The 25732-nt window shown below is 65.2% G+C and carries 22 protein-coding genes; 18 read left to right on the top strand and 4 right to left on the bottom strand.

Translation table 11 applies throughout. The features are described from left to right. Positions 1–43: 43 nt before the first annotated feature. From BLV97_RS04535 to BLV97_RS04495, 9 genes are all read left to right on the top strand, one after another. On the top strand, positions 44–835 hold the full coding sequence (locus BLV97_RS04535) for an undecaprenyl-diphosphate phosphatase (protein WP_244520967.1): 792 nt from the start codon (positions 44–46) through the stop codon (positions 833–835). Positions 836–1051: 216 nt separating this feature from the next. After that, positions 1052–2491, top strand: coding sequence for an NAD(P)-dependent oxidoreductase (locus BLV97_RS04530; RefSeq protein WP_035842514.1), 1440 nt, complete (start codon positions 1052–1054; stop codon positions 2489–2491). Next, the gene (locus BLV97_RS04525) at positions 2488–3243 is read left to right on the top strand and encodes a hypothetical protein (protein ID WP_176992632.1); all 756 of its coding nucleotides are present in this window, start codon (positions 2488–2490) and stop codon (positions 3241–3243) included. Before BLV97_RS04530 ends, BLV97_RS04525 begins: the two co-directional genes overlap by 4 nt. Next, a complete protein-coding gene (locus tag BLV97_RS04520; protein WP_035842511.1) occupies positions 3240–3683 on the top strand; it encodes a GFA family protein in 444 nt (147 codons plus the stop codon). The genes BLV97_RS04525 and BLV97_RS04520 overlap by 4 nt, the downstream gene beginning before the upstream one ends. A 2-nt stretch (positions 3684–3685) precedes the next feature. After that, complete coding sequence (gene gltB / locus BLV97_RS04515) at positions 3686–8227, top strand: glutamate synthase large subunit (RefSeq protein WP_035842508.1); 4542 nt, start codon at positions 3686–3688, stop codon at positions 8225–8227. A gap of 118 nt (positions 8228–8345) precedes the next feature. Then, positions 8346–9044: a monofunctional biosynthetic peptidoglycan transglycosylase gene (gene mtgA / locus BLV97_RS04510; RefSeq protein WP_035842505.1), complete on the top strand. Its 699-nt coding sequence runs from the start codon at positions 8346–8348 to the stop codon at positions 9042–9044. Between the two features lie 83 nt (positions 9045–9127). After that, positions 9128–9793, top strand: coding sequence for an FtsZ-binding protein FzlA (fzlA, locus tag BLV97_RS04505; protein ID WP_035842502.1), 666 nt, complete (start codon positions 9128–9130; stop codon positions 9791–9793). A 68-nt stretch (positions 9794–9861) separates the two neighbouring features. Next, positions 9862–10896, top strand: coding sequence for a tRNA epoxyqueuosine(34) reductase QueG (gene queG / locus BLV97_RS04500; protein WP_035842499.1), 1035 nt, complete (start codon positions 9862–9864; stop codon positions 10894–10896). A gap of 60 nt (positions 10897–10956) precedes the next feature. Next, positions 10957–11154, top strand: a complete 198-nt coding sequence (locus tag BLV97_RS04495) for a hypothetical protein (protein WP_035842497.1) — start codon at positions 10957–10959, stop codon at positions 11152–11154. A gap of 92 nt (positions 11155–11246) precedes the next feature. Here the strand turns inward: BLV97_RS04495 and BLV97_RS04490 are convergent, their stop codons facing one another. Next, positions 11247–12116, bottom strand: coding sequence for a branched-chain amino acid aminotransferase (locus tag BLV97_RS04490; RefSeq protein ID WP_035842494.1), 870 nt, complete (start codon positions 12114–12116; stop codon positions 11247–11249). Positions 12117–12284: 168 nt separating this feature from the next. Between BLV97_RS04490 and BLV97_RS04485 the strand changes: the two genes are divergently transcribed. Continuing rightward, complete coding sequence (locus tag BLV97_RS04485) at positions 12285–12794, top strand: MarR family winged helix-turn-helix transcriptional regulator (RefSeq protein WP_035842492.1); 510 nt, start codon at positions 12285–12287, stop codon at positions 12792–12794. Beyond that, positions 12791–13495 (top strand): response regulator, encoded by a 705-nt coding sequence (locus BLV97_RS04480; RefSeq protein WP_035842489.1) that lies wholly within the window; start codon positions 12791–12793, stop codon positions 13493–13495. The genes BLV97_RS04485 and BLV97_RS04480 overlap by 4 nt, the downstream gene beginning before the upstream one ends. Positions 13496–13563: 68 nt before the next feature. Here the strand turns inward: BLV97_RS04480 and BLV97_RS04475 are convergent, their stop codons facing one another. Then, on the bottom strand, positions 13564–14208 hold the full coding sequence (locus BLV97_RS04475) for an alpha-ketoglutarate-dependent dioxygenase AlkB family protein (RefSeq protein ID WP_244520965.1): 645 nt from the start codon (positions 14206–14208) through the stop codon (positions 13564–13566). Between the two features lie 163 nt (positions 14209–14371). Here BLV97_RS04475 and dnaK point away from each other — a divergent pair, with 163 nt between their 5' ends. The 3 genes from dnaK to radC all read left to right on the top strand — a co-directional run bounded on the left by dnaK (position 14372) and on the right by radC (position 18405). After that, positions 14372–16291 (top strand): molecular chaperone DnaK, encoded by a 1920-nt coding sequence (gene dnaK / locus BLV97_RS04470; protein WP_035842485.1) that lies wholly within the window; start codon positions 14372–14374, stop codon positions 16289–16291. A 69-nt stretch (positions 16292–16360) separates the two neighbouring features. Further along, positions 16361–17497 (top strand): molecular chaperone DnaJ, encoded by a 1137-nt coding sequence (gene dnaJ, locus BLV97_RS04465; RefSeq protein ID WP_035842483.1) that lies wholly within the window; start codon positions 16361–16363, stop codon positions 17495–17497. Positions 17498–17637: 140 nt separating this feature from the next. Further along, positions 17638–18405, top strand: a complete 768-nt coding sequence (gene radC / locus BLV97_RS04460) for a RadC family protein (protein WP_035842481.1) — start codon at positions 17638–17640, stop codon at positions 18403–18405. A gap of 81 nt (positions 18406–18486) precedes the next feature. On the opposite strand, the gene BLV97_RS04455 is transcribed toward radC, so the two are convergent. Beyond that, positions 18487–19542 (bottom strand): hypothetical protein, encoded by a 1056-nt coding sequence (locus BLV97_RS04455; RefSeq protein WP_035842480.1) that lies wholly within the window; start codon positions 19540–19542, stop codon positions 18487–18489. A gap of 181 nt (positions 19543–19723) precedes the next feature. Continuing rightward, complete coding sequence (gene secA / locus BLV97_RS04450; protein WP_035842477.1) at positions 19724–22432, bottom strand: preprotein translocase subunit SecA; 2709 nt, start codon at positions 22430–22432, stop codon at positions 19724–19726. A gap of 198 nt (positions 22433–22630) precedes the next feature. On the opposite strand from secA, the gene BLV97_RS04445 reads away from it, so the two are divergent. From BLV97_RS04445 to BLV97_RS21145, 4 genes are all read left to right on the top strand, one after another. Beyond that, entirely contained in the window at positions 22631–23536 is a 906-nt protein-coding gene (locus BLV97_RS04445) for a peptidylprolyl isomerase (RefSeq protein ID WP_244520964.1), read from the top strand. 59 nt (positions 23537–23595) lie between these two features. Next, positions 23596–24981, top strand: coding sequence for a bifunctional glutamate N-acetyltransferase/amino-acid acetyltransferase ArgJ (argJ, locus tag BLV97_RS04440; protein ID WP_035842474.1), 1386 nt, complete (start codon positions 23596–23598; stop codon positions 24979–24981). Continuing rightward, positions 24982–25380 (top strand): 8-oxo-dGTP diphosphatase MutT, encoded by a 399-nt coding sequence (mutT, locus tag BLV97_RS04435; RefSeq protein WP_035842473.1) that lies wholly within the window; start codon positions 24982–24984, stop codon positions 25378–25380. 116 nt (positions 25381–25496) lie between these two features. Beyond that, positions 25497–25634 carry a hypothetical protein gene (locus tag BLV97_RS21145; RefSeq protein WP_176992631.1) on the top strand — a complete coding sequence of 46 codons (138 nt, stop codon included), beginning with the start codon at positions 25497–25499 and terminating at the stop codon, positions 25632–25634. The last annotated feature ends 98 nt before the right edge of the window (positions 25635–25732 follow it).

Raw genomic sequence — 25732 nt, 5'->3', positions numbered from 1 at the left:
GCGCCCTGGGGCCATCTGGACGGGGACGCATCGCTTGACCTACATGAACGACGTGTGGCTGGGCGTGATCGAGGGGATCACGGAATTCCTGCCGATTTCGAGCACCGGGCACCTTCTGGTGGCCGAACACTGGCTGGGTGCGCGCTCGGACACCTATAACATCGTGATCCAGGCCGGGGCGATCCTGGCGGTCACGCTGATCTACTGGCGCAGACTGGTCGAACTGCTGACCAACTGGTCAGATCCCGACAACCGCGATTATCTTTTCAAGCTGCTGATCGCCTTCGGCATCACCGCCGCGCTGGGGTTGATCGTGAAGAAGTTGGGGTTCGAGCTGCCGACCACGATCACCCCGATCGCCTGGGCGCTGCTGATCGGCGGCTTCTGGATCATCGCGGCCGAACATTTTGCAGCCAAACTGCCGGATTCGACCCGCATCACCCTGCGCGTGGCGGTCGCCGTGGGTCTGGCCCAGATCGTCGCCGGGGTATTTCCGGGCACCTCGCGGTCGGGCGCCACGATCTTCGTCGCGATGCTGCTGGGCACGTCGAACCGTGCCGCGGCCACCGAATTCGCCTTTCTCGTCGGCATTCCCACCATGTATGCCGCCTCGGGCTACGAATTGCTCAAGCAGTTCACCCATGGCGCGCATCATCAGGTCGAGAACTGGACATCCCTGGGCATCGCCTTCGTGGTATCGACGATCACCGCCTTCATCGCGGTGAAATGGCTGCTGGGCTACATTCAGGTCCACCGCTTCACCATCTTCGCCGTCTACCGCATCCTGTTCGGCGGCCTTCTGCTGGCGCTGACCGCAACCGGCACCCTCGGCTGACCACGCGAATCACCTTTTCGGCGTCTGGGGCCGGCTGGGAAAACCTGCTGGCCTGCGATATAGGTAACGCAAACTGACCTAAATATCGGTAAAGTTCTGCCGAAGGTTGGTCAGAAAGCGAAAATAGTCCGATTTAGGTAAACTATGCTGACTTTTATTTAACCGAAAGCCAGTCTAGGAAGGCGTCACCCGATTTTCCCCGAGGGAGGCGCCCGCATGGCCAAGAACCCCATGCTCAAGTTCGTGACGATCGAAAAGCAGATGCCCGAAAAGCGTCCGCCGTCGCTTCGGGCGCAGGATTTCCACGAGATCTACCGTGAATATGCGGCTGAGAAGGCGGCAGAGCAGGCGGGGCGATGCAGCCAATGCGGCGTGCCCTTCTGCCAGTCGCATTGCCCGCTGCACAACAACATCCCCGACTGGCTGCGCCTGACGGCCGAAGGCCGCCTGCAAGAGGCCTACGAGATCAGCCAGTCCACCAACACCTTCCCAGAGATCTGCGGCCGCATCTGCCCGCAAGACCGCCTGTGCGAAGGCAATTGCGTGATCGAGCAATCGGGTCACGGCACGGTCACCATCGGCGCGGTCGAGAAATACCTGACAGACATGGCCTGGGAAAATGGCTGGGTCCGCCCGATCAAACCGGTGGACGAACGCAGCGAAAGCGTCGCGGTGATCGGCGCCGGCCCGGGTGGCCTGGCGGCGGCGGATGCGCTGCGGCGCGCCGGGCTGCAGGTGACGGTCTATGACCGGCATGACCGCGCGGGCGGCTTGATGACCTACGGCATCCCCGGCTTCAAGCTGGAAAAGGACGTGGTGATGCAGCGCGTCGACCAGTTGGAAGCCGCGGGCGTGGCGTTTCAGCTGAACTGCAACGTCGGCACCGACATCAGCTTTGACGCGATCCGCGGCAAGCATGACGCGGTGCTGATCGCGACGGGTGTCTACAAGTCGCGCGAATTGAAGGCGCCGGGCGTCGGCGTCGCGGGCGTGGTCAAGGCGCTCGATTATCTGACCGTGTCGAACCGCCTTGGCTTTGGCGACGAGGTGCCTGAATTCGACAGCGGAGAGCTGAACGCCGCGGGCAAGCGCGTCGTCGTCATCGGCGGCGGCGATACGGCGATGGATTGCGTGCGCACCGCCGTGCGGCAGGGCGCGACCAGCGTGAAATGCCTCTATCGCCGCGACCGGGCGAACATGCCCGGCAGCCAGCGCGAAGTGGCCAACGCCGAGGAGGAGGGCGTCGAATTCGTCTGGCTTTCGGCGCCCAAGGGCTTCACCGGATCGCCGGTGGAAGGCGTTCTGGTGCAGAAGATGCGGCTGGGCGCGCCCGATGCCACGGGGCGGCAGGTGCCCGAGGTGATCGAGGGCGCCGATTACGTCGAAGACGCGGATCTGGTGATCATGGCGCTTGGCTTCGAGCCCGAGAACCTGCCCGAGGCCTGGGACGCGCCGGATCTGGGCGTCACCCGCTGGAATACGGTGAAGTCGGATTTCCACACCCATGCCACCAGCCTGCCCGGCGTCTTCGCCGCGGGCGACATCGTGCGTGGCGCCAGCCTTGTCGTCTGGGCGATCCGCGACGGGCGCGAGGCGGCGGATGCGATCCTGGCCTATCTGGCCGAGGCCGGCGCCAGCGCGGTGGCGGCGCAATGATCGCCGGCGCCCGCCTTGCCCTTGTGGCCGGGGCGCTGACCCTGGCCGCGGCCGCCCCGGCGGCTGCGAAGACCTTCACCCCGCCGAAAGGGTGCCAGGTCTATCTGACGGTGCAGGAACACGGCTGCATGGTGTCGAACCTTTACCGCTGCATCCAGGACAAGCCCGGCGATCAGTGGCGCGCCGATTTCGGCACCAACGGGGCCGTATTCGTCTCGAAGATCGATAACGAGACTCAGTGGATCGAGAGCGAGGATCTGGAGACTGGCAACCACGAACGCCTGCAGCCCGGGGCGCCGGACCCGGCCTCTTTCAGCAGGCTTCTGGCCACCGGGCGGGACGATTTCGATTTCTCGACGGTGAACCAGCAGGGCGTGGCCCACCGCTTCAGGGGTCATGACAAGCTGACCGGCGAACGCGTCACCATCGACGGCGTCCCGCTGCAGCGCACCGAATATTCGATCACCGCCACCGGCCCAAGCGGCGAGGTGCTGTGGAAGGCGCAGGGCCACGAATATCTCTCGGAGACCTGGCGCACGTTCTTCGCGGGGCGCGGGATCTGGGACGACAAGAGCGGCAAGACCGCTTATGACAACTCTCCCGCGCGGATGATCCAGCCGGGTCAGCCGGGCTTCGCGGCCACTGTGCCGGAATACGATTGCGATGACGTGACCTCGCAGCGGGCGGTGCCCGGGAGGCTACTGCCGGCGTCGTTCGCCATTCCCGGATCATCGGCGGAGGCGCAGCAATGAGCGGCGCAAGACACGGATCCTGCCTTTGCGGCGCGGTACGGTTCGAAGCCGCCGAAACCGGCGGTTTCGGTGCCTGTCACTGCAAGATGTGCCAGCGCTGGCTGGGTGGCCCGATGCTGGGCCTGACGGTGCCCGAAGCCGCGATGCGCATCGTCGACGGCCGCGACCAGGTGGTGACGCGGCGCACGTCGGACTGGGCCACGCGCAGCCATTGCGCAACCTGCGGCTCTCCACTTTGGTACCGCTTTGACCGGGGCCAGGACGGCAGCGGCAACTACGAGGTGCCGATCGGGCTGCTTGACGACGCCGACGGTCTGAACCTGACGCGCGAGATCTTCATCGACCGCAAGCCCGACAGCTTTGCCCTGGCGGGCGATCATCCCAGGCTGACCGAGGCCGAAACCCTCGCCCTTTACGGGGCGACCCCAGAGGGAGACTGACCATGACCGAATTCGACCAATCCTGGGTGGCCGCGGAAGAAGCCAAGCGTGCCTACATGGCCGAGAACGGGCTTTACCGGGCCGAGGACGAACATGCCTCTTGCGGGGTCGGCCTAGTGGTGTCGCTGTCGGGCAAGCCCAGCCGCAAGGTCGTGCAGCACGGCATCGACGCGCTGAAGGCCGTCTGGCACCGCGGCGCCGTCGATGCCGACGGCAAGACCGGCGACGGCGCGGGCATCCATGTGCAGATCCCGGCGCCGTTCTTCTATGACCAGATCCGCCGCACCGGACACGAACCCGATACCGCCAAGCTGATCGCCGTGGGGCAGGTGTTCCTGCCGCGCACCGATTTCGGCGCGCAGGAACGCTGCCGCACGATCGTGGAAACCGAAGTGCTGCGGATGGGCCACTACATCTACGGCTGGCGCCACGTGCCGGTGAACACCGAAGTGCTGGGCGAAAAGGCCAACGCCACCCGCCCCGAGATCGAGCAAATCCTGATCCGCAACGAAAAGGACATCGACGACGAGGCGTTCGAGCGCGAGCTTTACATCATCCGCCGCCGGATCGAGAAGGCCGCGATCGCGGCCCAGGTGCCGGCGCTGTATCTGTGTTCGCTGTCGTGCCGGTCGCTGATCTACAAGGGCATGATGCTGGCGGAACAGGTGGCGGAATTCTATCCGGACCTGAAGGACGAACGCTTCGAGAGCGCTTTCGCGATCTATCACCAGCGCTATTCCACCAACACCTTCCCGCAATGGTGGCTGGCCCAGCCCTTCCGCATGCTTGCCCATAACGGCGAGATCAACACGCTGAAGGGCAACGTCAACTGGATGAAAAGCCATGAGATCCGCATGGCTTCCGCGACCTTCGGCGAATGGGCCGAGGACATCAAGCCGATCGTGCCCGCCGGGGCCTCTGACTCCGGCGCCCTGGATTCGGTCTTCGAGGTGATGGTGCGCGCCGGCCGCTCGGCGCCGATGGCCAAGACCATGCTGGTGCCCGAGGCCTGGTCGAAGGCCACCGGCGAGATGCCCAAGGCCTGGGCCGACATGTATGCCTATTGCAACTCGGTCATGGAGCCCTGGGACGGCCCCGCGGCGCTGGCGATGACCGATGGCCGCTGGGTCTGCGCCGGGCTTGACCGCAACGGCCTGCGGCCGATGCGCTATGTGGTCACCGGCGATGGGCTGCTGATCGCCGGGTCCGAGGCCGGGATGGTGCCGGTCGATGAAAGCACCGTGCGCGAAAAGGGCGCGCTGGGGCCGGGGCAGCTGATCGCCGTCGACATGGCCGAAGGCAAGCTTTACCACGACCGTGCGATGAAGGACCGGCTGGCCAATGCCCAGCCCTATGCCGAATGGCTGAAAAAGATCACCGATCTGAATGAGGGCCTGCGCGACGTTCCCGAGACCCATCTATTCAGCGGCGAAGACCTGCGCCACCGTCAGATCGCCGCGGGCTACAGTCTTGAAGAGCTGGAGCAAGTTCTTGTCCCGATGGCCGAAGACGGCAAGGAGATGATCGCCTCGATGGGCGACGACACGCCCGCAGCGGTTTTGTCGAAGATGTACCGCCCGCTGAGCCATTTCTTCCGCCAGAACTTCAGCCAGGTTACCAACCCGCCGATAGACAGCCTGCGCGAAAACCGGGTCATGAGCCTCAAGACCCGGTTCGGCAACCTCAAGAACGTGCTGGACGAGGACAGCAGCCAGACCGAGATACTGGTGCTGGAAAGCCCGTTCATCGCCAATGCCGAGTTCAACGAGCTGGTGCGCGTCTTCGGCGAGAGCGTGGCCTTCATAGATTGCACCTTCCCGGCGGGCGGCCATCACGACGCGCTGCGCCTGGGGCTGGAACGCATCCGCGCCGAGGCCGAGGACGCGGTGCGATCGGGCGCGGGCCATCTGGTGCTGACCGACATGGAGCAGGGCAAGGACAAGGTCGCGATGCCGATGATCTTGGCCACCAGCGCGGTGCATTCGTGGCTGACGCGCAAGGGGCTGCGGACCTTCTGTTCGGTCAACGTGCGGTCGGCCGAATGCATCGACCCGCATTATTTCGCGGTGCTGATCGGCTGCGGCGCGACCACGGTGAACGCCTATCTGGCGCAAGACAGCATTGCCGACCGGATCGAGCGCGGGCTGCTGGAAGGCACCCTGGTGGACGCGATGCGCCGCTACCGCGACGCGATCGACGCGGGCCTGCTGAAGATCATGTCGAAGATGGGGATCTCGATCATCTCGTCCTACCGCGGTGGGCTGAACTTCGAGGCGGTGGGCCTGTCGCGCGCCATGGTGGCGGAATATTTCCCCGGCATGCACAGCCGGATCTCGGGCATCGGGGTGCACGGCATCCAGCACAAATCCGAGGAAATCCACGCCAGGGGCTGGCTTTCGGGCACCAACATCCTGCCGATTGGCGGTTTCTACAAGGCGCGGCGCGCGGGTGAGAACCACGCCTGGGAAGCGCAGACCATGCACATGCTGCAATCGGCCTGCGACCGCGCCAGCTATGACATCTGGAAGCAATATTCCGCCGCGATGCGGTCGAATCCGCCGATCCACATCCGCGACCTGCTGGACATCAAGCCGCTGGGCCGCGCCGTGCCGATCGACGAGGTGGAATCGATCACCTCGATCCGCAAGCGTTTCGTCACGCCGGGCATGAGCCTTGGCGCGCTGTCGCCCGAGGCGCACAAGACGCTGAACGTCGCGATGAACCGCATCGGCGCCAAGTCCGACAGCGGCGAGGGCGGCGAGGATCCGGCGCATTTCCTGCCCGAGGCCAACGGCGACAACCCGTCGGCGAAGATCAAGCAGGTGGCCTCGGGGCGTTTCGGGGTGACGGCGGAATACCTCAATGCCTGCGAGGAGCTGGAAATCAAGGTAGCCCAGGGCGCCAAGCCCGGCGAGGGCGGGCAGCTTCCGGGCATGAAGGTCACCAAGCTGATCGCGCGGCTGCGCCATTCGACGCCGGGCGTCACGTTGATCAGCCCGCCGCCGCACCACGATATCTATTCGATCGAGGATCTGGCGCAGCTGATCTATGACCTCAAGCAGATCAACCCGCGCGCCAAGGTCACGGTCAAGCTGGTCAGCGCCTCGGGCGTCGGCACGATCGCGGCGGGCGTGGCGAAGGCGAAGGCCGACGTGATCCTGATTTCGGGCCATAACGGCGGCACCGGGGCCAGCCCGGCGACCAGCATCAAATACGCCGGTCTGCCGTGGGAAATGGGCCTGACAGAGGCACATCAGGTGCTGGCGATGAACAACCTGCGCGACCGGGTGACGCTGCGCACCGACGGCGGCCTGCGCACCGGGCGCGATATCGTCATCGCCGCGATGATGGGGGCCGAGGAATACGGCATCGGCACCGCCGCGCTGATCGCCATGGGCTGCATCATGGTGCGTCAGTGCCAGTCGAACACCTGCCCGGTGGGTGTCTGCACCCAGAACGAGGCGCTGCGGCAGAAGTTCACCGGCACCGCGGACAAGGTGGTGAACCTGATCACCTTCTACGCCCAGGAGGTGCGCGAGATCCTGTCTTCGATCGGCGCGCGCAGCCTGGACGAGATCATCGGCCGCGCCGATCTGCTGACCCAGGTCAGCCGCGGCGCCGCGCATCTGGACGATCTGGATCTGAACCCGCTGCTGATCACCGTCGATGGCGCGTCGAAGATCATCTACGACCGCTCCAAACCCCGCAACGCGGTGCCCGACACCCTGGATGCGGAAATCATCCGCGACGGCGCGCGCTTCTTCGAGGATGGCGAGAAGATGCAGCTTTCCTATGCCGTGCGGAACACCCACCGCACCATCGGAACGCGCGCGTCGTCGCACATCGTGCGCAAGTTCGGGATGCGCAACAACCTGCAGCCCGACCATCTGACGGTGAAACTTTCCGGATCCTGCGGGCAGTCGCTGGGGGCCTTCGCGGCGCCCGGGCTGAAGCTGGAGGTCTCGGGCGATGCGAACGATTACGTTGGCAAGGGGCTTTCGGGCGGGCTGATCGTGGTGCGCCCGCCGATGGTGTCGCCGCTGGCGGCGTCGGAAAACACCATCATCGGCAATACCGTGCTTTACGGCGCGACCGACGGCTATCTGTTCGCCGCCGGACGCGCGGGAGAGCGTTTCGCGGTGCGCAACTCGGGCGCGAAGGTGGTGGTCGAGGGCTGCGGCTCGAACGGGTGCGAATACATGACCGGCGGGGTGGCGGTGATCCTGGGCTCGATCGGCGCCAATTTCGGCGCCGGCATGACCGGGGGCATGGCCTATCTTTACGACCCCGAGGGCACCGCCGAGGAGATGATGAACCTCGACACGCTGGTAACCTGCGCCGTGACCCAGCCCCATTGGGAGGCCGAGCTGAAGGGACTGATCCAGCGCCACGCCGGGGAAACCGGTAGCCGCCGCGCCGCCGAGATCCTGTCGCATTGGGAGGCCGAGCGCGCCAATTTCCTGCAGGTCTGCCCGAAGGAGATGCTGCCGCATCTGTCGCATCCGCTTTCGGACGAGGCCGAGGCGGCGATGCCAGCGCAATAGGCAGCGCTGCCCGCGTGACCCGCTTCGCGCGCCGGTCTTCCCCGAGGACCGGCGCCGCGGCGCATTTCCGGGTTGACCTGTCCCTGCCTGCCCGCGAATTAGGAACAAAGGGACGGGCATGGCGAAGACAAAGAGCAGTGCAAGGCGCAAGAAGCGCGGCCGCGGCGGTAACGGTTGGCGAATCGCGCTGGCCGTTATCGTGCCCGTGGTCTTGATCGTCGCACTGGGGCGGTTCTTCAATCCGCCCACCGATTTCTACATGGCCTCGGAAACCCGGCGGCTGGGGGCGGTCACACACCGCTGGACCCCGTTGCGCGATATCTCGCCGGTGATGGCGCGGTCTGTCGTGGCGGCGGAGGATGCGAATTTCTGCCTGCACTGGGGCTTCGACCTGAGCGCCATCCGCGCCGCGATCAAGGACGGGGCGAAACGCGGGGCCTCGACCATCGACCAGCAGGTGGTGCGCAACGTCTTTCTCTGGCAAGGCCGCAACTGGCCGCGCAAGGCGCTGGAGGCGCTGTTGACCCCGGTGCTGGAACTGACCTGGTCGAAACGCCGAATTCTGGAAGTCTATCTGAACATGGCCGAATTCGGCGACGGCACCTTCGGCGTGACCGCCGCCGCCGCGCGTTATTTCCAGGTCGAGCCGAACAAGATCACCCCCGAGCAGGCGGCGCTTCTGGCCAGCGTGCTGCCCGACCCCAAGCACCGCGACCCGGCCAAGCCCACGCGCTGGATGCGTCAACGGGCGGCGGAGATCCGCAGCGGCGCCGCCACGATCGAGGCCGACGGCCGCGCCGCCTGTTTCGAGCATTGAAATCGGCGCGGCGATCCGCGAAGAAGACCGGACCTGCCCGTCACGAGCATCGCGCCACGAAGGTCACGTCACGAGGGTTGCCCATGAATCGCCTGTTCCATTCGCCGCTGTCTCCGTTCTGCCGCAAGGTGCGTCTGACGCTGGCCGAAAAGCGCATCGAGGTGGAACTGATCGAGGAACGCTATTGGGAACCGACCCCAGACTTCCTGCGTCGCAATCCCGCCGGCAAGGTACCGGTCCTGCGGCTGGAGGGACGGGTGCTGTCGGAAAGCCAGGCGATCTGCGAGTATCTGGAAGAGAAGTTTCCCGACCCCGCGCTGATGCCGCGCAACCCCGAAGGCCGATACGAGGCGCGGCGTCTGTGCGCCTGGTTCGACGACAAGTTCCACAACGAGGTGACGTCGAAGCTGCTGTATGAGCGGGTGAACAAGAAGGTGATGAAACAGGGCTATCCGGATTCGAAGAACGTCAAGATGGGTGCCCAGAAGATCAAGTATCACCTGGATTACATGACCTGGCTGCTGGAGCAGCGGCGCTGGCTGGCGGGCGACGCGATGACGCTGGCCGATTTCACCGCCGCGGCGCATCTGTCCTCGCTCGACTATATTTCGGATGTGGACTGGAATCGCAGCGCGGCGGTGAAGGACTGGTATGCGAAGATCAAGTCACGCCCGGCCTTCCGCACGCTTTTGGCCGACCAGGTGCCGGGATTCCCGCAGCCCAGCCATTACGCGGATCTCGATTTCTGAGATCGGCGGCGGGGGTTTCACACCCCCGCACCCCCGTGGAGTATTTTCGCCAAGATGAAGGGGGGAAGATGTTCGCGGACCTCAAGAACAGGCTGAAGGCGCGGGCCATTGACGAGGGCTTCGTCGCGATGGGCGTGTGCCGGCCAGATGCGATCCCGCAGGCGCCGGCGCGGCTGGAGGCCTTCGTAGGGGCCGGGATGCATGGCCAGATGGGCTGGATGGCAGAGCGGATGGGGTGGCGTGGGGATCCGGCCGCGCTTTGGCCCGAGGCGAGAAGCGTGGTCATGCTGGCCGAAAGCTACACGCCCGAAGGCGATCCGCTGGCGGTGCTGGAGGCGCGCGACCGCGGGGCGGTCAGCGTCTATGCCCAGGGGCGCGATTACCATGATCTGGTGAAGAAGCGGCTCAAGCGGTTGGGGCGCTGGCTGATCGAGGCCGGCGGCGGCGAGATCAAGGTGTTCGTCGACACTGCGCCGGTGATGGAAAAGCCGCTGGCGCAGGCGGCCGGGCTGGGTTGGCAGGGCAAGCACACCAATCTGCTGTCACGCGACTTCGGCAACTGGGTGTTTCTGGGCGCGATCTTCACCACGCTGGATCTGCCCGCCGACCCCCCCGAGACCGAGCATTGCGGATCCTGCCGGGCCTGTCTGGAGATCTGCCCGACGCGCGCCTTTCCGGCGCCGTTTGTCCTGGACGCGCGGCGCTGCATTTCCTACCTGACGATCGAGCACAAGGGACCGGTGGACCCGGAGTTGCGCCCGCTGATGGGCAACCGGATCTATGGTTGCGACGATTGTCTTGCCGTCTGCCCCTGGAACAAGTTCGCGGCCGTCGCGCGTGAGACGCGCTATGCCGGCAAGGTGGGCGCGCCGCCGTTGGCCGAGCTGGCCGGGCTGGACGAGGCGGCCTTTCGCGCGCGGTTTTCCGGCTCGCCGATCAAGCGCATCGGGCGCGACCGGTTCCTGCGCAATGTCCTGTATGCGATCGGGAATTCCGGCGATCGGTCGCTTGCGGGCGCCGCGCGGGCGCAGATCGGAGATCCCTGCGAAACCGTGGCCGAGGCCGCGCGCTGGGCGGTGACACGGCTGGCGGCGGGGGGATGATTTCGCCTGGGGCGCGACTCGTGCTAAGGTGGGCGCCCGACAGACATGGAGGAGGTAACCATGAGCCGTCATCCCATCGACCATCGGACGCCTTCGGGCGGAGTCCGCGTGATGCAGTTCGCGCGGCTTGCGCGCGAACAGGGCGGCGAGGGCAGCCACCCGACGATACGGGCGCTGACACGCCGCGCGCCCGACCGAGCCGCGCGCGATGTCAGGGTCGCGGAATACGCGCGCATCGGGCGCGGTCGCCACGTTTGAGGCGCGGCTGTCGTGCCGCGCCTCCATCTGGCGCCCCCGGTGCATGTCGCGCGGGGCGTCGCACCGGGGCTTTTGCCACCGCGCAGGTTTGCCTAGCTGCGCACCAGCTTCTCGTAGCCTTCCGAGATTTCGCGAGTAAGCGCGCCGACCTCGAAATTATAATCGCCGATCTGGCCCACCGGGGTGACCTCGGCCGCGGTGCCGGTCAGCCAGCATTGCTGGAAACCTTCCATCTCTGCGGGTTCGATATGGCGTTCGTGCACCTTGATCTGGCGGTCCTTCAGCATGCCGATCACCGTCTGCCGGGTCAGGCCGTCAAGGAAACAATCGGGCAGCGGCGTGTGCACCTCGCCGTCCTTGACGAAGAAGATGTTTGCGCCGGTCGCCTCGGCCACCAGCCCGCGGTAATCCATGAACAGTGCGTCCGAGTAGCCCTTGGCCTCGGCCGCGTGCTTGGACATCGTGCAGATCATGTAAAGCCCCGCGGCCTTGGCCGAGGTCGGGATGGTTTCCGGCGAGGGCCGCTTCCACTTGGCGATATCCAGCTTGGCGCCCTTCATCTTCGCGTCGCCGTAGTAATTGCCCCATTCCCAGCCCGCGATCGCCAGCCGCACCGGGTTGCGCTTGGCGGACACCCCCATGTCTTCCCCCGTGCCGCGCCACGCCACGCAGCGGACATAGGCATCGCGCCAGCCGTTGGCCTTCAGCATCTCTTCCTTGGCGGCGTCGATCTCTTCCGCCGTGAAGGGGATCTCGAAATCCAGCAGCGCGGCCGAGCGGCGCAGGCGCACGGAATGATCGTGGCCGCGGAAGATCTTGCCATTATAGCAGCGTTCGCCCTCGAACACCGACGAGGCATAGTGCAGCCCATGCGTCAGGATATGCACGTTGGCATCGCGCCATTCCACCAGCTTGCCATCCATCCAGATCTTTCCGTCGCGGTCGTCATACGAGCCGGCCATTGCGTCCTCCGTCCCCAAGGGGTTTTGCGAAAGTTGCGCCGCTTAGGTCCACATCGGACATAAAGTTGCGCAAAAACTGCACGTCGCTAGCAATTGATTCTTGGAAAGTCAACAAGACTGACATAAAATTCCCAGAATGCCCAAAAAATGTGAAGAGTGAGGACGAATATGGCAGAGGGAGGCCCGGGCCCAAGCAGCGGCGAGAATCTGTTATTCCTGACCGATGATCAGCTGCGCAGGGGCATCGAGGCGATGTTTTTCGCCTATCGCGGGTTTACCGCGGATCCGGACCGGATTTTGGAAAACTACGCCTATGGACGCGCGCATCATCGGGCATTGCATTTCATTCGGCGCAGTCCGGGCACCACGGTGAACAACCTGCTGGCGATCCTGGGCGTCACCAAGCAGTCGCTGAACCGTGTCTTGCGCACGTTGATCGAGGACGGTCTGGTCGAAAGCCGAGTCGGACGCCGGGACAAGCGCGAGCGACATCTGTTTCTCACCGCGAAGGGCGCTGGGTTGGAACATGATTTGTCCGAGGCCCAGCGAAGGCGGATGCGCGCGGCCTATCGCACCGCAGGTCCGGCTGCGGTTGCCGGCTTTCGTCAGGTTCTGGAAGCGATGATGGAGCCAGAGATGCGGCGGCAGTACCAATCGCTGAAAGACGGCAGCGCATGAGTGATGGCGCCGATATTCATCTGCTGATCGTCGATGATGACGAACGCATTCGCGGCTTGCTGCAGAAGTTCCTGATGCGCAACGGGTTCTGGGTGACGGCGGCGCGGTCGGCGGCACATGCGCGGGCGCTGTTGGGCGGGTTGGAATTCGACCTGATCGTCCTGGACGTGATGATGCCCGGCGAGGATGGCATCACCTTTACCCGTTGGCTGCGGCGCGAAGGCAGCACGCCGATCCTGTTGCTGACCGCCAAGGCCGAGACGGGAAATCGCATTGAGGGGTTCGAGGCGGGGGCCGACGATTACCTGCCCAAGCCCTTCGAGCCGAAGGAATTGCTGTTGCGGATCAATGCGATCTTGCGTCGCGTCCCGGCCGCGCGTCAGGCCGAGCAGGGGCCGAAGTTCCTGCATCTGGGGCCCGTCCGCTATGACGTGGAGCGCGGAGAGATGTGGTCGGGACAGGAACTGGTGCGGCTGACGGCGACGGAATCGGCGTTGATGCGGATCTTCGCGGCCAAGCCCGGCGAGGCCTTCAGCCGCGAGCAGCTGGTCGCCGACCTGGGGCGCGACGACGGCCAGGCCTCGGCCCGGGCGGTGGATGTGCAGATCACCCGCCTGCGCCGCAAGATCGAGACCGATCCGAAACAGCCGCGCTATCTGCAGACGGTGCGCGGCGCGGGCTACATGCTGGCGCCAGATTGAGATCGCGGCGGGCGGGGGCTCTGCCCCCTGCACCCCCGGAGTATTTCGGCCAAGATGAAGAGGCTGGCCTAGTCCACGACCCGCAGGGTCAGGTTGATGCGGCCGCCGCCTTCCAGCAGGTCGGAGCTGCCGGGGCGGGTGCGATCGACGCCGTGGTGGATCAGGCGGGCGGTGCCGCCCATGGCCAGGATATCGCCCGAATGCAGCCAGAGACTTTCCGTGCTGCCGCCGCGTTCGACATTGCCGATGCGAAAGAGCGCGTCGTCGCCCAGGCTGATCGAGACCACCGGGAAGGAGAAGTCGGCCTCGTCGCGGTCCTGGTGCAGGCCCATTCTTGCGCCGTCGCGATACAGGTTGATCAGGCAGCAATCGGGGTCGCGGCCGGGGCCCGCGATGGTGCGCCAGATCTCCAGCACGGGGGCGGGGATCGGCGGCCAGTCGGCGCCCGCGGGGTGGCGGCGCTCGTAGCGGTAGCCGCGCCGATCCGAATACCAGCCGTAACGCCCGGCCGAGGTCATCCGCACGCTCATCGGTCTGCCCCAGCGGGTGATCGGAGAGAACAGCGGCGCGGCGCGGATCACCGTGCGCAGATCGGAGACCAGGGCCTGTTGCGCGGCACGGTCAAGCCAGCCGGGCCAGATCGCGACGCCGCGTGTCACGACCGTCGGTCGCGGCGCCCCGGCCGAGAGGCCCAAATCCTTCGTATATTTCAACGCAACACCCCGATTTTCGCGCCCCCGAGGCGCTTGCAGGCCCCCGGACCCCTCCTTATATACGCCAGGAAGCTAGGGCGGACACGCGCCGTCTACTTGGGATAGGGGTGGAGGCCGCATTTGGATCCGGCCCCAAGACATCGCCGAATGAAGAGGAAGACAAATGGCTAAAGTTATCGGGATCGACCTCGGCACGACGAACTCTTGCGTCGCCATCATGGATGGATCGCAGCCGCGGGTGATCGAGAATTCCGAAGGGGCGCGCACGACGCCCTCGATCGTCGGTTTCACCGACTCCGAGCGTCTGGTGGGCCAGTCGGCCAAGCGTCAGGCAGTGACCAACCCGTCGAACACGATCTTCGCGGTCAAGCGCCTGATCGGCCGCCGCACCACCGACCCGGAGGTCGAGAAGGACAAGAAGCTGGTGCCCTATGCCATCGTCGATGGCGGCAACGGCGACGCCTGGGTCGAGGTCCGGGGCGAGAAATTCTCTCCCGCGCAGGTTTCGGCCTTCATCCTGCAGAAGATGAAGGAAACCGCCGAAAGCTATCTGGGCGAGAAGGTGACGCAAGCCGTCATCACGGTGCCCGCCTATTTCAACGACGCCCAGCGTCAGGCCACCAAGGACGCCGGCAAGATCGCCGGGCTTGAGGTGCTGCGCATCATCAACGAGCCGACCGCGGCCGCGCTGGCCTATGGCCTGGACAAGAAGGAGTCGAGGACCATCGCCGTCTATGACCTTGGTGGCGGTACCTTCGACATCACCATCCTGGAAATCGACGACGGCCTGTTCGAGGTGAAGTCGACCAACGGCGACACCTTCCTGGGCGGCGAAGATTTCGACATGCGGATCGTCAACTACCTGGCGGACGAGTTCAAGAAAGAGCACGGCGTCGATCTGACCAAGGACAAGATGGCGCTGCAGCGTCTGAAGGAAGCGGCCGAGAAGGCGAAGATCGAGCTTTCCAGTTCCAGCCAGACCGAGATCAACCAGCCGTTCATCTCGATGGACAAGGATTCGGGCACGCCGCTGCACATGGTCATGAAGCTGACCCGCGCCAAGCTGGAAAGCCTGGTGGGCGATCTGATCAAGGCCTCGATGAAGCCTTGCCAGGCCGCGCTGAAGGATGCCGGCCTGTCGACCAGCGATATCGACGAAGTCGTGCTTGTCGGCGGCATGACGCGGATGCCGAAGGTCGTGGAAGAGGTCACCAAGTTCTTCGGGAAAGAGCCCCACAAGGGCGTCAACCCCGACGAGGTGGTGGCGCTGGGCGCGGCCATTCAGGCCGGCGTGCTGCAGGGCGACGTCAAGGACGTGGTGCTGCTGGACGTCACCCCGCTGTCGCTGGGGATCGAGACCCTGGGCGGCGTGTTCACCCGTCTGATCGACCGCAACACCACGATCCCGACCAAGAAGTCGCAGATCTTCTCGACCGCCGAGGACAACCAGAACGCGGTGACCATCCGCGTCTTCCAGGGCGAGCGCGAGATGGCCGCGGACAACAAGATCCTGGGCCAGTTCAACCTGGAAGACATCCCGCCCGCCCCGCGCGGCATGCCGCAGATCGAGGTGACCTTCGACATCGACGCCAACGGCATCGTCAGCGTCAGCGCCAAGGACAAGGGCACCGGCAAAGAGCATCGGATCACGATCCAGGCCTCGGGCGGTCTCTCGGATGACGAGATCAACCAGATGGTCAAGGACGCCGAGGAGAACGCCGAGGCCGACAAGGGCCGCAAGGAACTGGTCGAGACCAAGAACCAGGCGGAAAGCCTGATCCACTCGACCCGCAAGTCGCTGGAAGAGCATGGCGACAAGGTCGATCCCTCGACCGTGGAAGCGATCGAACTGGCCGTCGGTGCCTTGGAAGAGGCCATCAAGTCGGAAGACGTCGGCAAGATCAAAGGCGCGATCCAGAACCTCTCCGAGGCCTCGATGAAGCTGGGCGAGGCGATCTACAAGGCGCAGCAATCCGAGGCCGAGGGTGCCGAGGCGCCCGAGGAAGATGGCCCGCGCTCGGTCGACGAAGACATCGTCGACGCCGATTTCGAGGATCTGGGCGACGACAAGAAGCGGTCGTAAAGGCCGTACGGGACCAGGAGGGACCGGCCTGTCCAGGGCCGGTCCTGCCATTTCCCGAAAGGGGTACGGATGTCAAAACGCGATTTCTACGAAGTGCTTGGCCTACAACGCGGCGCTTCGCCCGACGAGATAAAGAAGGCCTATCGTCAAAAGGCGAAGGCGTTGCACCCGGACAGCAATTCCGACAATCCCGACGCGGAGGCCCAGTTCAAGGAAGTGAACGAGGCCTATGACACGCTGAAGGACGATCAGAAGCGCGCAGCCTACGACCGCTTCGGCCATGCCGCGTTCGATGGCGGCATGGGCGGCATGGGGGCCGGCGCGCGCGGGCACGGCGATTTCGCCTCGGCCTTCTCGGATGTGTTCGAGGATCTCTTCGGCGATTTCATGGGTCAGCGCGGCGGCGGCGGTCGGCGCGCGCAACGCGGCTCGGACCTGCGCTATAACCTGCGCGTGACGCTGGAAGAGGCCTATACCGGCTCTCAGAAGACGATCAACGTGCCGGCCTCGGTCGCCTGTTCCTCCTGCAACGGCTCGGGCGCGGAAGGCGGGGCGGAACCGGTCACCTGCCCCACCTGTTCGGGCATGGGCAAGGTGCGCGCGCAACAGGGCTTCTTCACGGTGGAACGCACCTGCCCCACCTGTTCGGGCATGGGACAGATCGTCAAGAACCCCTGCAAGGCCTGCGGCGGCGCCGGCCGGGTCGAGAAGGAGCGCGCGCTCTCGGTCAACATCCCCCCCGGGGTTGAAACCGGCACCCGCATCCGCCTGGCGGGCGAGGGCGAGGCCGGTCTGCGCGGCGGCCCCTCGGGCGATCTCTACATCTTCATCGAAGTGCGCGACCACGCCCTGTTCCAGCGCGACGGGGTGAACCTCTACTGCCGGGTGCCGGTGGGCATGTCCGCGGCGGCCCTTGGCGGCGATATCGAGGTCCCCACGATCGACGGCGGAAGAAGCCGCGTGAAAATCCCCGCGGGCAGCCAGACAGGGCGCCAGATGCGCCTGCGCGGCAAGGGGATGCCGGCGCTGCGCGGCGGCGGAGTGGGCGACATGATGATCGAGCTGGCGGTTGAAACCCCGGTGAACCTGACCGCCCGACAAAAGGAATTGCTGCGTGAGTTCGACGCGCTCAGCGAAGACAACAACCCCGAAAGCTCGTCCTTCTTTTCCAAGGTCAAGGGCTTCTGGGACAGTATGAAAAGCTGATCCTTTCATTGTTCCCCAAGTACGCGGGCACAGCGCCGGACCCTCAGGGCCCGGCGTTGCTGTTTCGCGCCCAGGTGGTGATGCGCTGAAACCCCTCGCGCATTAACACTTCCTTTACCAAGCTGGCGCAGGCTCTGTTCATGACCCGCGCTTTTGCTGAAGCCCCATTGCCACTTTTCGACGCCCCCAACGGCCGGGACGAGGCGCCGGAAGTTGTACTGGTGCCAGGCAGGTTGCCCTCCTACATCAAGGACCATCGTGCCCGCCTGCGTGAACGTTTCATGGCTGGGGGCGCGGCGGCGGTGCCGGATTACGAGTTGCTGGAGCTGGTCCTCTTCCGAGCCATCCCGCGTCAGGACGTCAAGCCCCTGGCGCGCCGGTTGCTAGAGGAATTCGGCGATTTTAACACTGTGCTATCGGCACCAGTCGGGCGACTGGAGGAGGTGCCCGGCGTCGGCCAGGCTGTTGTGCAAGAGCTGAAAATCATCGAGGCGGCGGCACAGCGGCTGGCAAGGGCGCGGGTCATGCACCGGCCGGTACTGTCATCGTGGGATGCGCTGATCGACTATTGCCACACCGCGATGGCGCATCGGCAGACGGAACAGTTCCGGGTGCTCTATCTCGACCGCAAGAACGTTCTGATCGCCGACGAGGAACAGGCCCGAGGCACGGTCGATCATGTACCGGTCTACCCGCGTGAAGTGGTGCGCCGGGCGCTGGAGCTGCATGCAAGCGCGCTGATCTTGGTGCACAACCACCCCTCGGGCGATCCCACCCCGTCAGAGGCGGACATCGCAATGACCCGGCAGATCGAGGAAGCCGCGCGGGTGCTGGGCATCACGTTGCATGACCACCTGATCATCGGCCGCGCGCAAGAGGTCAGCTTGCGCGCAGAGGGGTATCTGTAGGCCGCAGGCGGATCAGGGCGGGCCGCGACCGTTGCCGCGCTAAGGAACCCGCCCGCCGGACCGAAGCCCAGGCCTTGGCGATTACTCCCCGGCGACCTGAATATCCGGCAGCAGGCCGGCCAGCTGGACGTAGCCATCGGGATGGCTGCAATCGGGCATCGCCACCGAAAGATCGGTCTTCTTCGGCGCCGCATCCCGCCGGGTGCGCAGGGTTTCGGCCAGCATCTCGCGGCCGCAGGTCTCGGGCGTGATGACCGCGTCGATCACCAGCTTGACCTTCCCGCCCTCGGTCGAAAGGCCTGTCGGATAGGTATAGACCTGCGCCAGCATCGGCAATGTCACCGATCGGTTGCCGAGCACTGTCATGAAGCCCTCGACCGCGGTGGTGTTGGGGGTAGCCGAGCCAGGGTTCTGCGCCCAGATATCGCCCGCGCTGCCGAAGGCCGCGCCGAATTCCAGCGCGTGCAGGTCGAAGGAATCCTTGCCGACCCATTCCACCGCCACCCGGTCATAAAGGGACAGCTCCGGCACCGTGGTGGTGGCCGAGACGGTCTTGTTGCCGGCGAACATCGCCGTCACGCGGGCGTCCTCCTGCATCGCGGGGATCTTCACGTCGAGCATGCCCTTGGCATCGGTCAATTCGGTGAAGGCCAGCCCGCCATGACGGATCACCACCCGCTGCGCCGCGTGGCAGGGCGCGTCGAGGCGGAAATGAAGGATCGCGCCTTCGTCGACCGAAATGCTGGCGCGGGGAAGACAGACCTTTGCGGCGGTCTCCGGCTTGGCCCGCGCGGTGGCCCCCGGTGCCGGCGGTGCCGGGCCGCGCAGCGCGGCGGGCAGGGCGCCGGCCAGCGGCTGCATCGCGGGGATCGCCGAGCGCAGCGCATCGATCGAGCCGCCGTCCCGCGCCGGCGCCGACGCCAGGGGCAGCGGCAACTTGCCCGGCTGCTCTAGCGACGCGACCTGAACCGGCCGAGTCTGGGCCGGTTTCGCCGCCGGTGCGGCCAGTGGCGGAGTGACGGGCGCGGGTGCCGCCGCAGGCTGGCTGCGGTGGAAAGTGCTTTGCATGAATTGCCCGGTCGCGGCGGCAATCAGAAAGGTCGCGGCGACGACCGAGACCTTGCGGACGAGGTTCATCTCTGCCTCCGGTCTGATGATTCGATACCGTCAAGGCTAGGGGCGAAAAGCGGCGCGGCCGTGGCCATGCCGCGTCAGGAAACGGTCTGTTTCGCGGCCAACGATCGCGCACGCCAAAAATGGAAGGGGCGGCGCCGCAGCCCGCGGCACCGCCCCTTTCATGGCATCACCCCAACCCCGGCTAGACCAGCCGGCCGTGGCAATGCTTGAATTTCTTGCCGGACCCACAGGGGCAGGGGTCGTTGCGACCTGGGTTGCCCCAGGTCGACGGATCGGTTTCGTCGAAACCTTCACGGCGGTCGGCCAGCGGCGCCGCTAGGGGATCAGGCGGTGCCTCCGCATGCATCGACGCCTCGAGCGCCCCCTGCTGTTCGGCCATCTGGCGCAGCATTTCGGCCTGTTCCTCTTCGGTCAGCGGCCGGATGCGCGACAGTTGCTGCGTGACGTCCAGGCGCAGCGAGTTCAGCATGGATTCGAACAGCTGGAAGGCCTCGGTCTTGTATTCGTTCAGCGGGTCGCGCTGGGCGTAGCCGCGAAAGCCGATGACCGAACGCAGATGTTCCAGTGTCAGAAGATGTTCACGCCATTTCGCGTCGATCGTCTGCAGCAACAGCTGCTTTTCGATGTTGCGCATGGTCTCGGTGCCGAAAGCCTCGGTCTTCTCGGCCATCAGTGCGTCCGATGCCTCGTAGATCCGCTCGCGCATCACATCGTGATCGACGCCCTCTTCGTCGGCCCATTCGGCCACCGGAATGTCCAGCCCCAGACGGTCGAGCGCGGCCTCGTGCAGGCCTTCCACATCCCATTGGTCGGCATAGGACTTGGGCGGCAGGTAGACGTCGACCAGATCGTCGATCACCTGACGGCGCATGTCGACGACGATGTCGGCCAGGTCCTCGGATTCCATGATCTCCCGCCGCTGCGAGAAGATCACCTTGCGCTGGTCGTTCATCACGTCGTCGAACTTCAACAGCTGCTTGCGGATGTCGAAGTTGCGGCCCTCGACCTTGGCCTGCGCCTTTTCCAGAGACTTGTTCACCCAAGGATGGACGATCGCCTCGCCGTCCTTCATCCCCAGCCGGGACAGGACCGAATCCAGCCGCTCGGAGCCGAAGATGCGCATCAGGTCGTCTTCGAGGCTGAGGAAGAAAGCCGAGCGCCCCGGGTCGCCCTGACGGCCCGAACGGCCGCGCAGCTGGTTGTCGATACGGCGGCTTTCATGGCGTTCGGTGCCCAGCACGAACAGGCCCCCGGCTTCGAGCACCCTCTTCTCTTCCTCGACATGCTTGGCCTCGATTTGCTTGCGCAGCTCATCGGGGTTGGCGTCGGGGTTGGCGTCGAGCGCCTCCATCACCTGGATCTCGACATTTCCGCCCAGCTTGATGTCGGTACCGCGGCCGGCCATGTTGGTGGCGATCGTGACGGCGCCGAACTTGCCTGCGTCGGCGACGATCTTGGCCTCTTGCTCGTGGTGGCGGGCGTTCAGGACGTTGTGCGGCACGCCGGCGGATTTGAGCAGATCCGAAAGTGCTTCGGATTTCTCGATCGAGGTGGTGCCGACCAGGATCGGCTGACCCTTCGCATGGGCTTCCTTGATCGCGTCGATGATGCCGTCGTATTTCTCGCGCTCGGTGCGGTAGACTTGGTCGTGTTCGTCCTGGCGGGCGATCGGGCGGTTGGTCGGCACCTCGACCACGCCCAGCTTGTAGATCTCGTCGAATTCATCGGCCTCGGTCAGCGCGGTGCCGGTCATCCCCGACAGCTTGTCATAGAGGCGGAAGTAGTTCTGGAAGGTCACCGAGGCCAGGGTGACGTTCTCGGGCTGGATCTCGACATGTTCCTTGGCCTCGATCGCCTGATGCAGCCCGTCCGACAGGCGCCGGCCCTGCATCATCCGGCCGGTGAATTCGTCGATCAGCATCACCTCGCCGTCGCGGACGATGTAATCCTTGTCCTTGGTGAACAGAACATGCGCGCGCAGCGCCTGGGTCACATGGTGGACGATCGTCGTCGATTCCGGATCGTAAAGCGACTGGTGTTCCGGCAGCAGGCCGACCTCGTGCAGGCGGCGTTCGATGAATTCGTTGCCTTCCTCGGTATAGGTGGCGGTGCGCTGCTTTTCGTCCAGCGTGTAATGCTCTTCGGTGACCTCGGGGATGATCTTGTCGATCTCGACGTAAAGTTCCGACTTGTCGTCGCTGGGGCCGGAGATGATCAGCGGCGTGCGCGCCTCGTCGATCAGGATCGAATCGACCTCGTCCACGATCGCATAGAAGTGATCGCGCTGGGCCATTTCTTCGACCGAGGATTTCATGTTGTCGCGCAGATAGTCGAAGCCCAGCTCGTTGTTGGTGGCATAGGTCACGTCGGCGGCGTAGGCCTCGCGCTTCTCGTCGTCGGGCTGGTAGGGATAGATCACGCCAGTGCGCATGCCGAGTTGGGTGAACACCTTGCCCATCCAGTCGGCGTCGCGCTTGGCCAGATAGTCGTTGACCGTGACGACATGCACGCCACGGCCGGCCAGCGCGTTCAGATAGGCCGGGAAGGTGGCGACCAGGGTCTTGCCCTCGCCGGTTTTCATCTCGGCGATATTGCCTTGATGCAGGAAGACCCCGCCCAGCAACTGCACGTCGAAGGCCCGCAGGCCAAGGGCCCGGCGCGCACCTTCGCGGCAGTTCGCGAAGGCCTCGGGCAGCAGGCTGTCCAGGCTTTCGCCATTCGCATAGCGTTCCTTGAACGCGGTGGTCTTGGCGATCAGCTCCTCGTCCGAGAGCTTCTTGAACTCGGGTTCCAGCGCGTTGATCTTCTCGACGATCGGACGCGTCGCCTTGACCTTGCGGTCATTCGGCGTGCCGAAGGCCTTCTTTGCAAGCGTTCCGATCCCGAGCATGTTGTCTCCGCTTGGCGGTTTCTGGCGCGTCCGGTCCGGTGCTGTCTTGTAGCGTCGCCCTGCCTTCCTTAGAAGTGCGACGGACGGCCGGGCCCGGACATGATCGCCAAGCGATGTAAGGGCCTGCCGGTACAGTGTCAACGTCGCGGACCCTCGCGGCGAACGCAGGAAAGGAAAGTTATGTCGAAACAGGCAAGAATGTGGCTTAGCGCAACGCTGGCAGCGGCGCTCGCCGCCGGACCGGCCTTGGCCGAAACCGCAGCCAAGCCCGCCGCCACGGCCGACACGTCCGCGAGCGACACCAAGGCCGACTCGAAGCCTGCCGAGACCCGCAAGGTTGCCGCCGATACCGTGGTGGCCAGCGTCAATGGCACCGATATCACGCTGGGCGACATGATCGCCCTGCGCAGCCAGCTGCCCGCCCAGTATCAGCAACTGCCCGACGAGGTGCTGTTCAAGGGGATCCTGGACCAGCTGGTGCAGCAGACGCTGCTGCAGCAGTCGATGAAGGGCAAGCTGACCAAGCGCGACAAGTTGGCACTGGCCAATTCCGAACGCGCCTTCGTCGCCTCGCTTGCGCTGCGCCAGGCCGAGAAGGCGGCGGTCACCCCCGAGGCCCTCAAGGCCGCCTATGACGCCAAATATGCGCATTTCACCCCGGCCACGGAATATCATGCGGCCCATATCCTGGTGAAATCCGAGAAGCTGGCCAAGGAGATCAAGGCCAAGCTGGAAAAGGGCGCCGATTTCGCCACGCTGGCCAAGAAGTATTCGACCGACGGTTCCGCCCAGAACGGCGGCGATCTGGGCTGGTTCCAGCCCGACCAGATGGTCAAGCCCTTCGCCGAGGCCGTCGAGAAGGCCAAGGTCGGCACCATCGTCGGCCCGGTGAAGACCCAGTTCGGCTGGCACGTCATCAAGGTCGAGGGCTCGCGCCCGACCAAGAAGCCGACGCTGGCCCAGGAGACGCCGGAACTGTCGCAGGAGCTGGCGAAGAAGGCCGTGACCGAGAGACTGGCAAAGCTGAAGGACGGCGCCAAGGTGACCGAGGACATCAAGGGGATTGACCCGTCGGTGCTGAAGAACCAGACCTTGCTTCAGTAAGGCGGCGCGTCGGTAGGGCGACCCACCGGCGGCGGTCAGGCTTCAGGCGGAGAAGCGCGATGTCCAAGAAGGACCAGAAGGACCGGGACTGGAAGGCCGAAGCCAAGGCGCTTCGGTCCGAGGTGAAGGCGCTGCAAGCGCAGCTGGGGGCCGTCAAGGCCGCCCCCATCGCCGCCGCCGTCGCCAGGCCGGCCAAGGCCAAGCCGCCCGTCTCGCCGCTTGCGCCTGCGGGCGGCTTTCCCGCGCTTCCCGTCATCGCGGGGGCCGAGTTCGCCTCGGCCGCCGCGGGGGTGCGTTATGCGGGCCGCACCGATGTGATGCTGGCCCGCCTTTGCCCCGGCACCGCGATTGCCGGGGTGTTCACGCGGTCGTCCACCCGGGCGGCCTGCGTGCACGATTGCCAGGCCAAGCTGAAGATGCAGGTCCCCGAGGGCGCGGGCGCGGCGATCATCGTGAATTCGGGCAATGCCAATGCCTTTACCGGCGCGGCCGGGCAGGCCTCGGTCGATGCGGTGACCAGCGCCGTGGCCGAGGCGCTGGACATGCCGGCAAGCCGGGTGTTTTCCTCCTCGACCGGCGTGATCGGGGAACCGCTGCCGCATGACCGTATCGTCGCGGCCATCGACGGGCTGCGCGGCGCGTTGTCGGATGCGGGCATCGAGCAGGCCGCGCGGGCGATCATGACGACCGACACCTTCCCCAAGGGCGCCTCGGCCGAGGTGCGGGGCAAGGGCGGCAAGATCCGCATCGCGGGCATCGCCAAGGGTTCGGGGATGATTGCCCCGGATATGGCGACGATGCTGGTCTACATCTTCACCGACGCCACAGTGGCGCCCGATCTGCTGCAAGAGATGCTGTCGCGCAGCGTGGATGACACGTTCAACGCGATCACCGTGGACAGCGACACCTCCACCTCCGACGCGCTGATCCTGGCGGCGACGGGCAAGTCCAGGGCCGCGCCGATCGAGACGCGGGCGTCGGCCGGTGCCGAAGCCTTCGAAGAAGGCTTGCGCGCGGTGATGGAAGACCTCGCCAAGCAGGTGGTGCGCGACGGCGAGGGCGCCACCAAGTTCGTCGAGATCCGCGTGACCGGCGCCGAAAGCGTGGGCGACGCGCACAAGGTGGCCATGTCGATCGCCAATTCGCCGCTGGTGAAGACCGCGATCGCCGGCCAGGATGCGAATTGGGGCCGGATCGTTGCCGCCGTCGGAAAATCCGGCGCCAAGGCCGATCGCGACCGTCTGGCGATCCGCTTCGGCGATATCCTGGTGGCCGAGAAGGGCTGGCGCGTGCCCGATTATTCCGAGGACGCCGCCAGCGCCTACATGAAGCAGCCGGAACTGGTGATCGGCGTCGATCTGGGCCTGGGCCGCGCGGCGCGCACCGTCTGGACCTGCGACCTGACGCATGGCTACATCGACATCAACGCCGACTACCGTTCCTAGATGAAGACGGTTCTGGTTTCCGCCGTCGCGCTGATCGACATTGACGGCCGCGTGCTTCTGGCGCAGCGGCCGCAGGGCAAGTCGATGGCGGGCCTGTGGGAATTCCCAGGCGGCAAGGTCGAGCCGGGCGAGACCCCCGAGGCCGCGCTGATCCGCGAACTGCACGAGGAACTGGGCATAGACACCTGGGACAGCTGCCTCGCGCCGCTGACATTCGCCAGCCACGCCTATGACGATTTTCACCTGCTGATGCCATTGTTCGCCTGCCGCCGCTGGCAGGGCACGCCCCGCCCGCGCGAGGGCCAGCAGCTGAAATGGGTTCGTGCCAGCGATCTGCGCGACTACCCGATGCCGCCCGCCGATATTCCCTTGATTGCGATCCTGCGCGACTGGCTCTGAGTCTGAAATCTTTCCAAGACTGCCCGAAAAGCAGCGGAATTAACCCGCTTGTAACGATTCCTGCTCGATCTTGTCCTAATAGAGAGCGGGTTTTCATCTGGGGGGAGCAAACAGACATGCTGCGCACCATTTCCGTTGGTCTATATATTTCAGTGCAGGGCACGTTTCTGCGCGATTGTGCCGATGGCAGGATCGCTGTGAAAGTCGGCGACAAGGTCTTTGTCGGCTACCCGATTCAGGCGAAGGCTGCCTGAAGCCACCATGCAATCGCACGCCAATGGGCATGCACATCTTGCCCATGGCATGCAAGGCATGTGCGCGCGGCGCAAAGCGGGCAAGTTTCTTCCATCTC

This window comes from Allgaiera indica (assembly GCF_900106675.1).
Classification (GTDB): domain Bacteria; phylum Pseudomonadota; class Alphaproteobacteria; order Rhodobacterales; family Rhodobacteraceae; genus Acidimangrovimonas; species Acidimangrovimonas indica.
The sequence above is the reverse complement of the archived record's forward strand: the minus strand, read 5'-3'. Positions and strand labels throughout refer to the sequence as shown.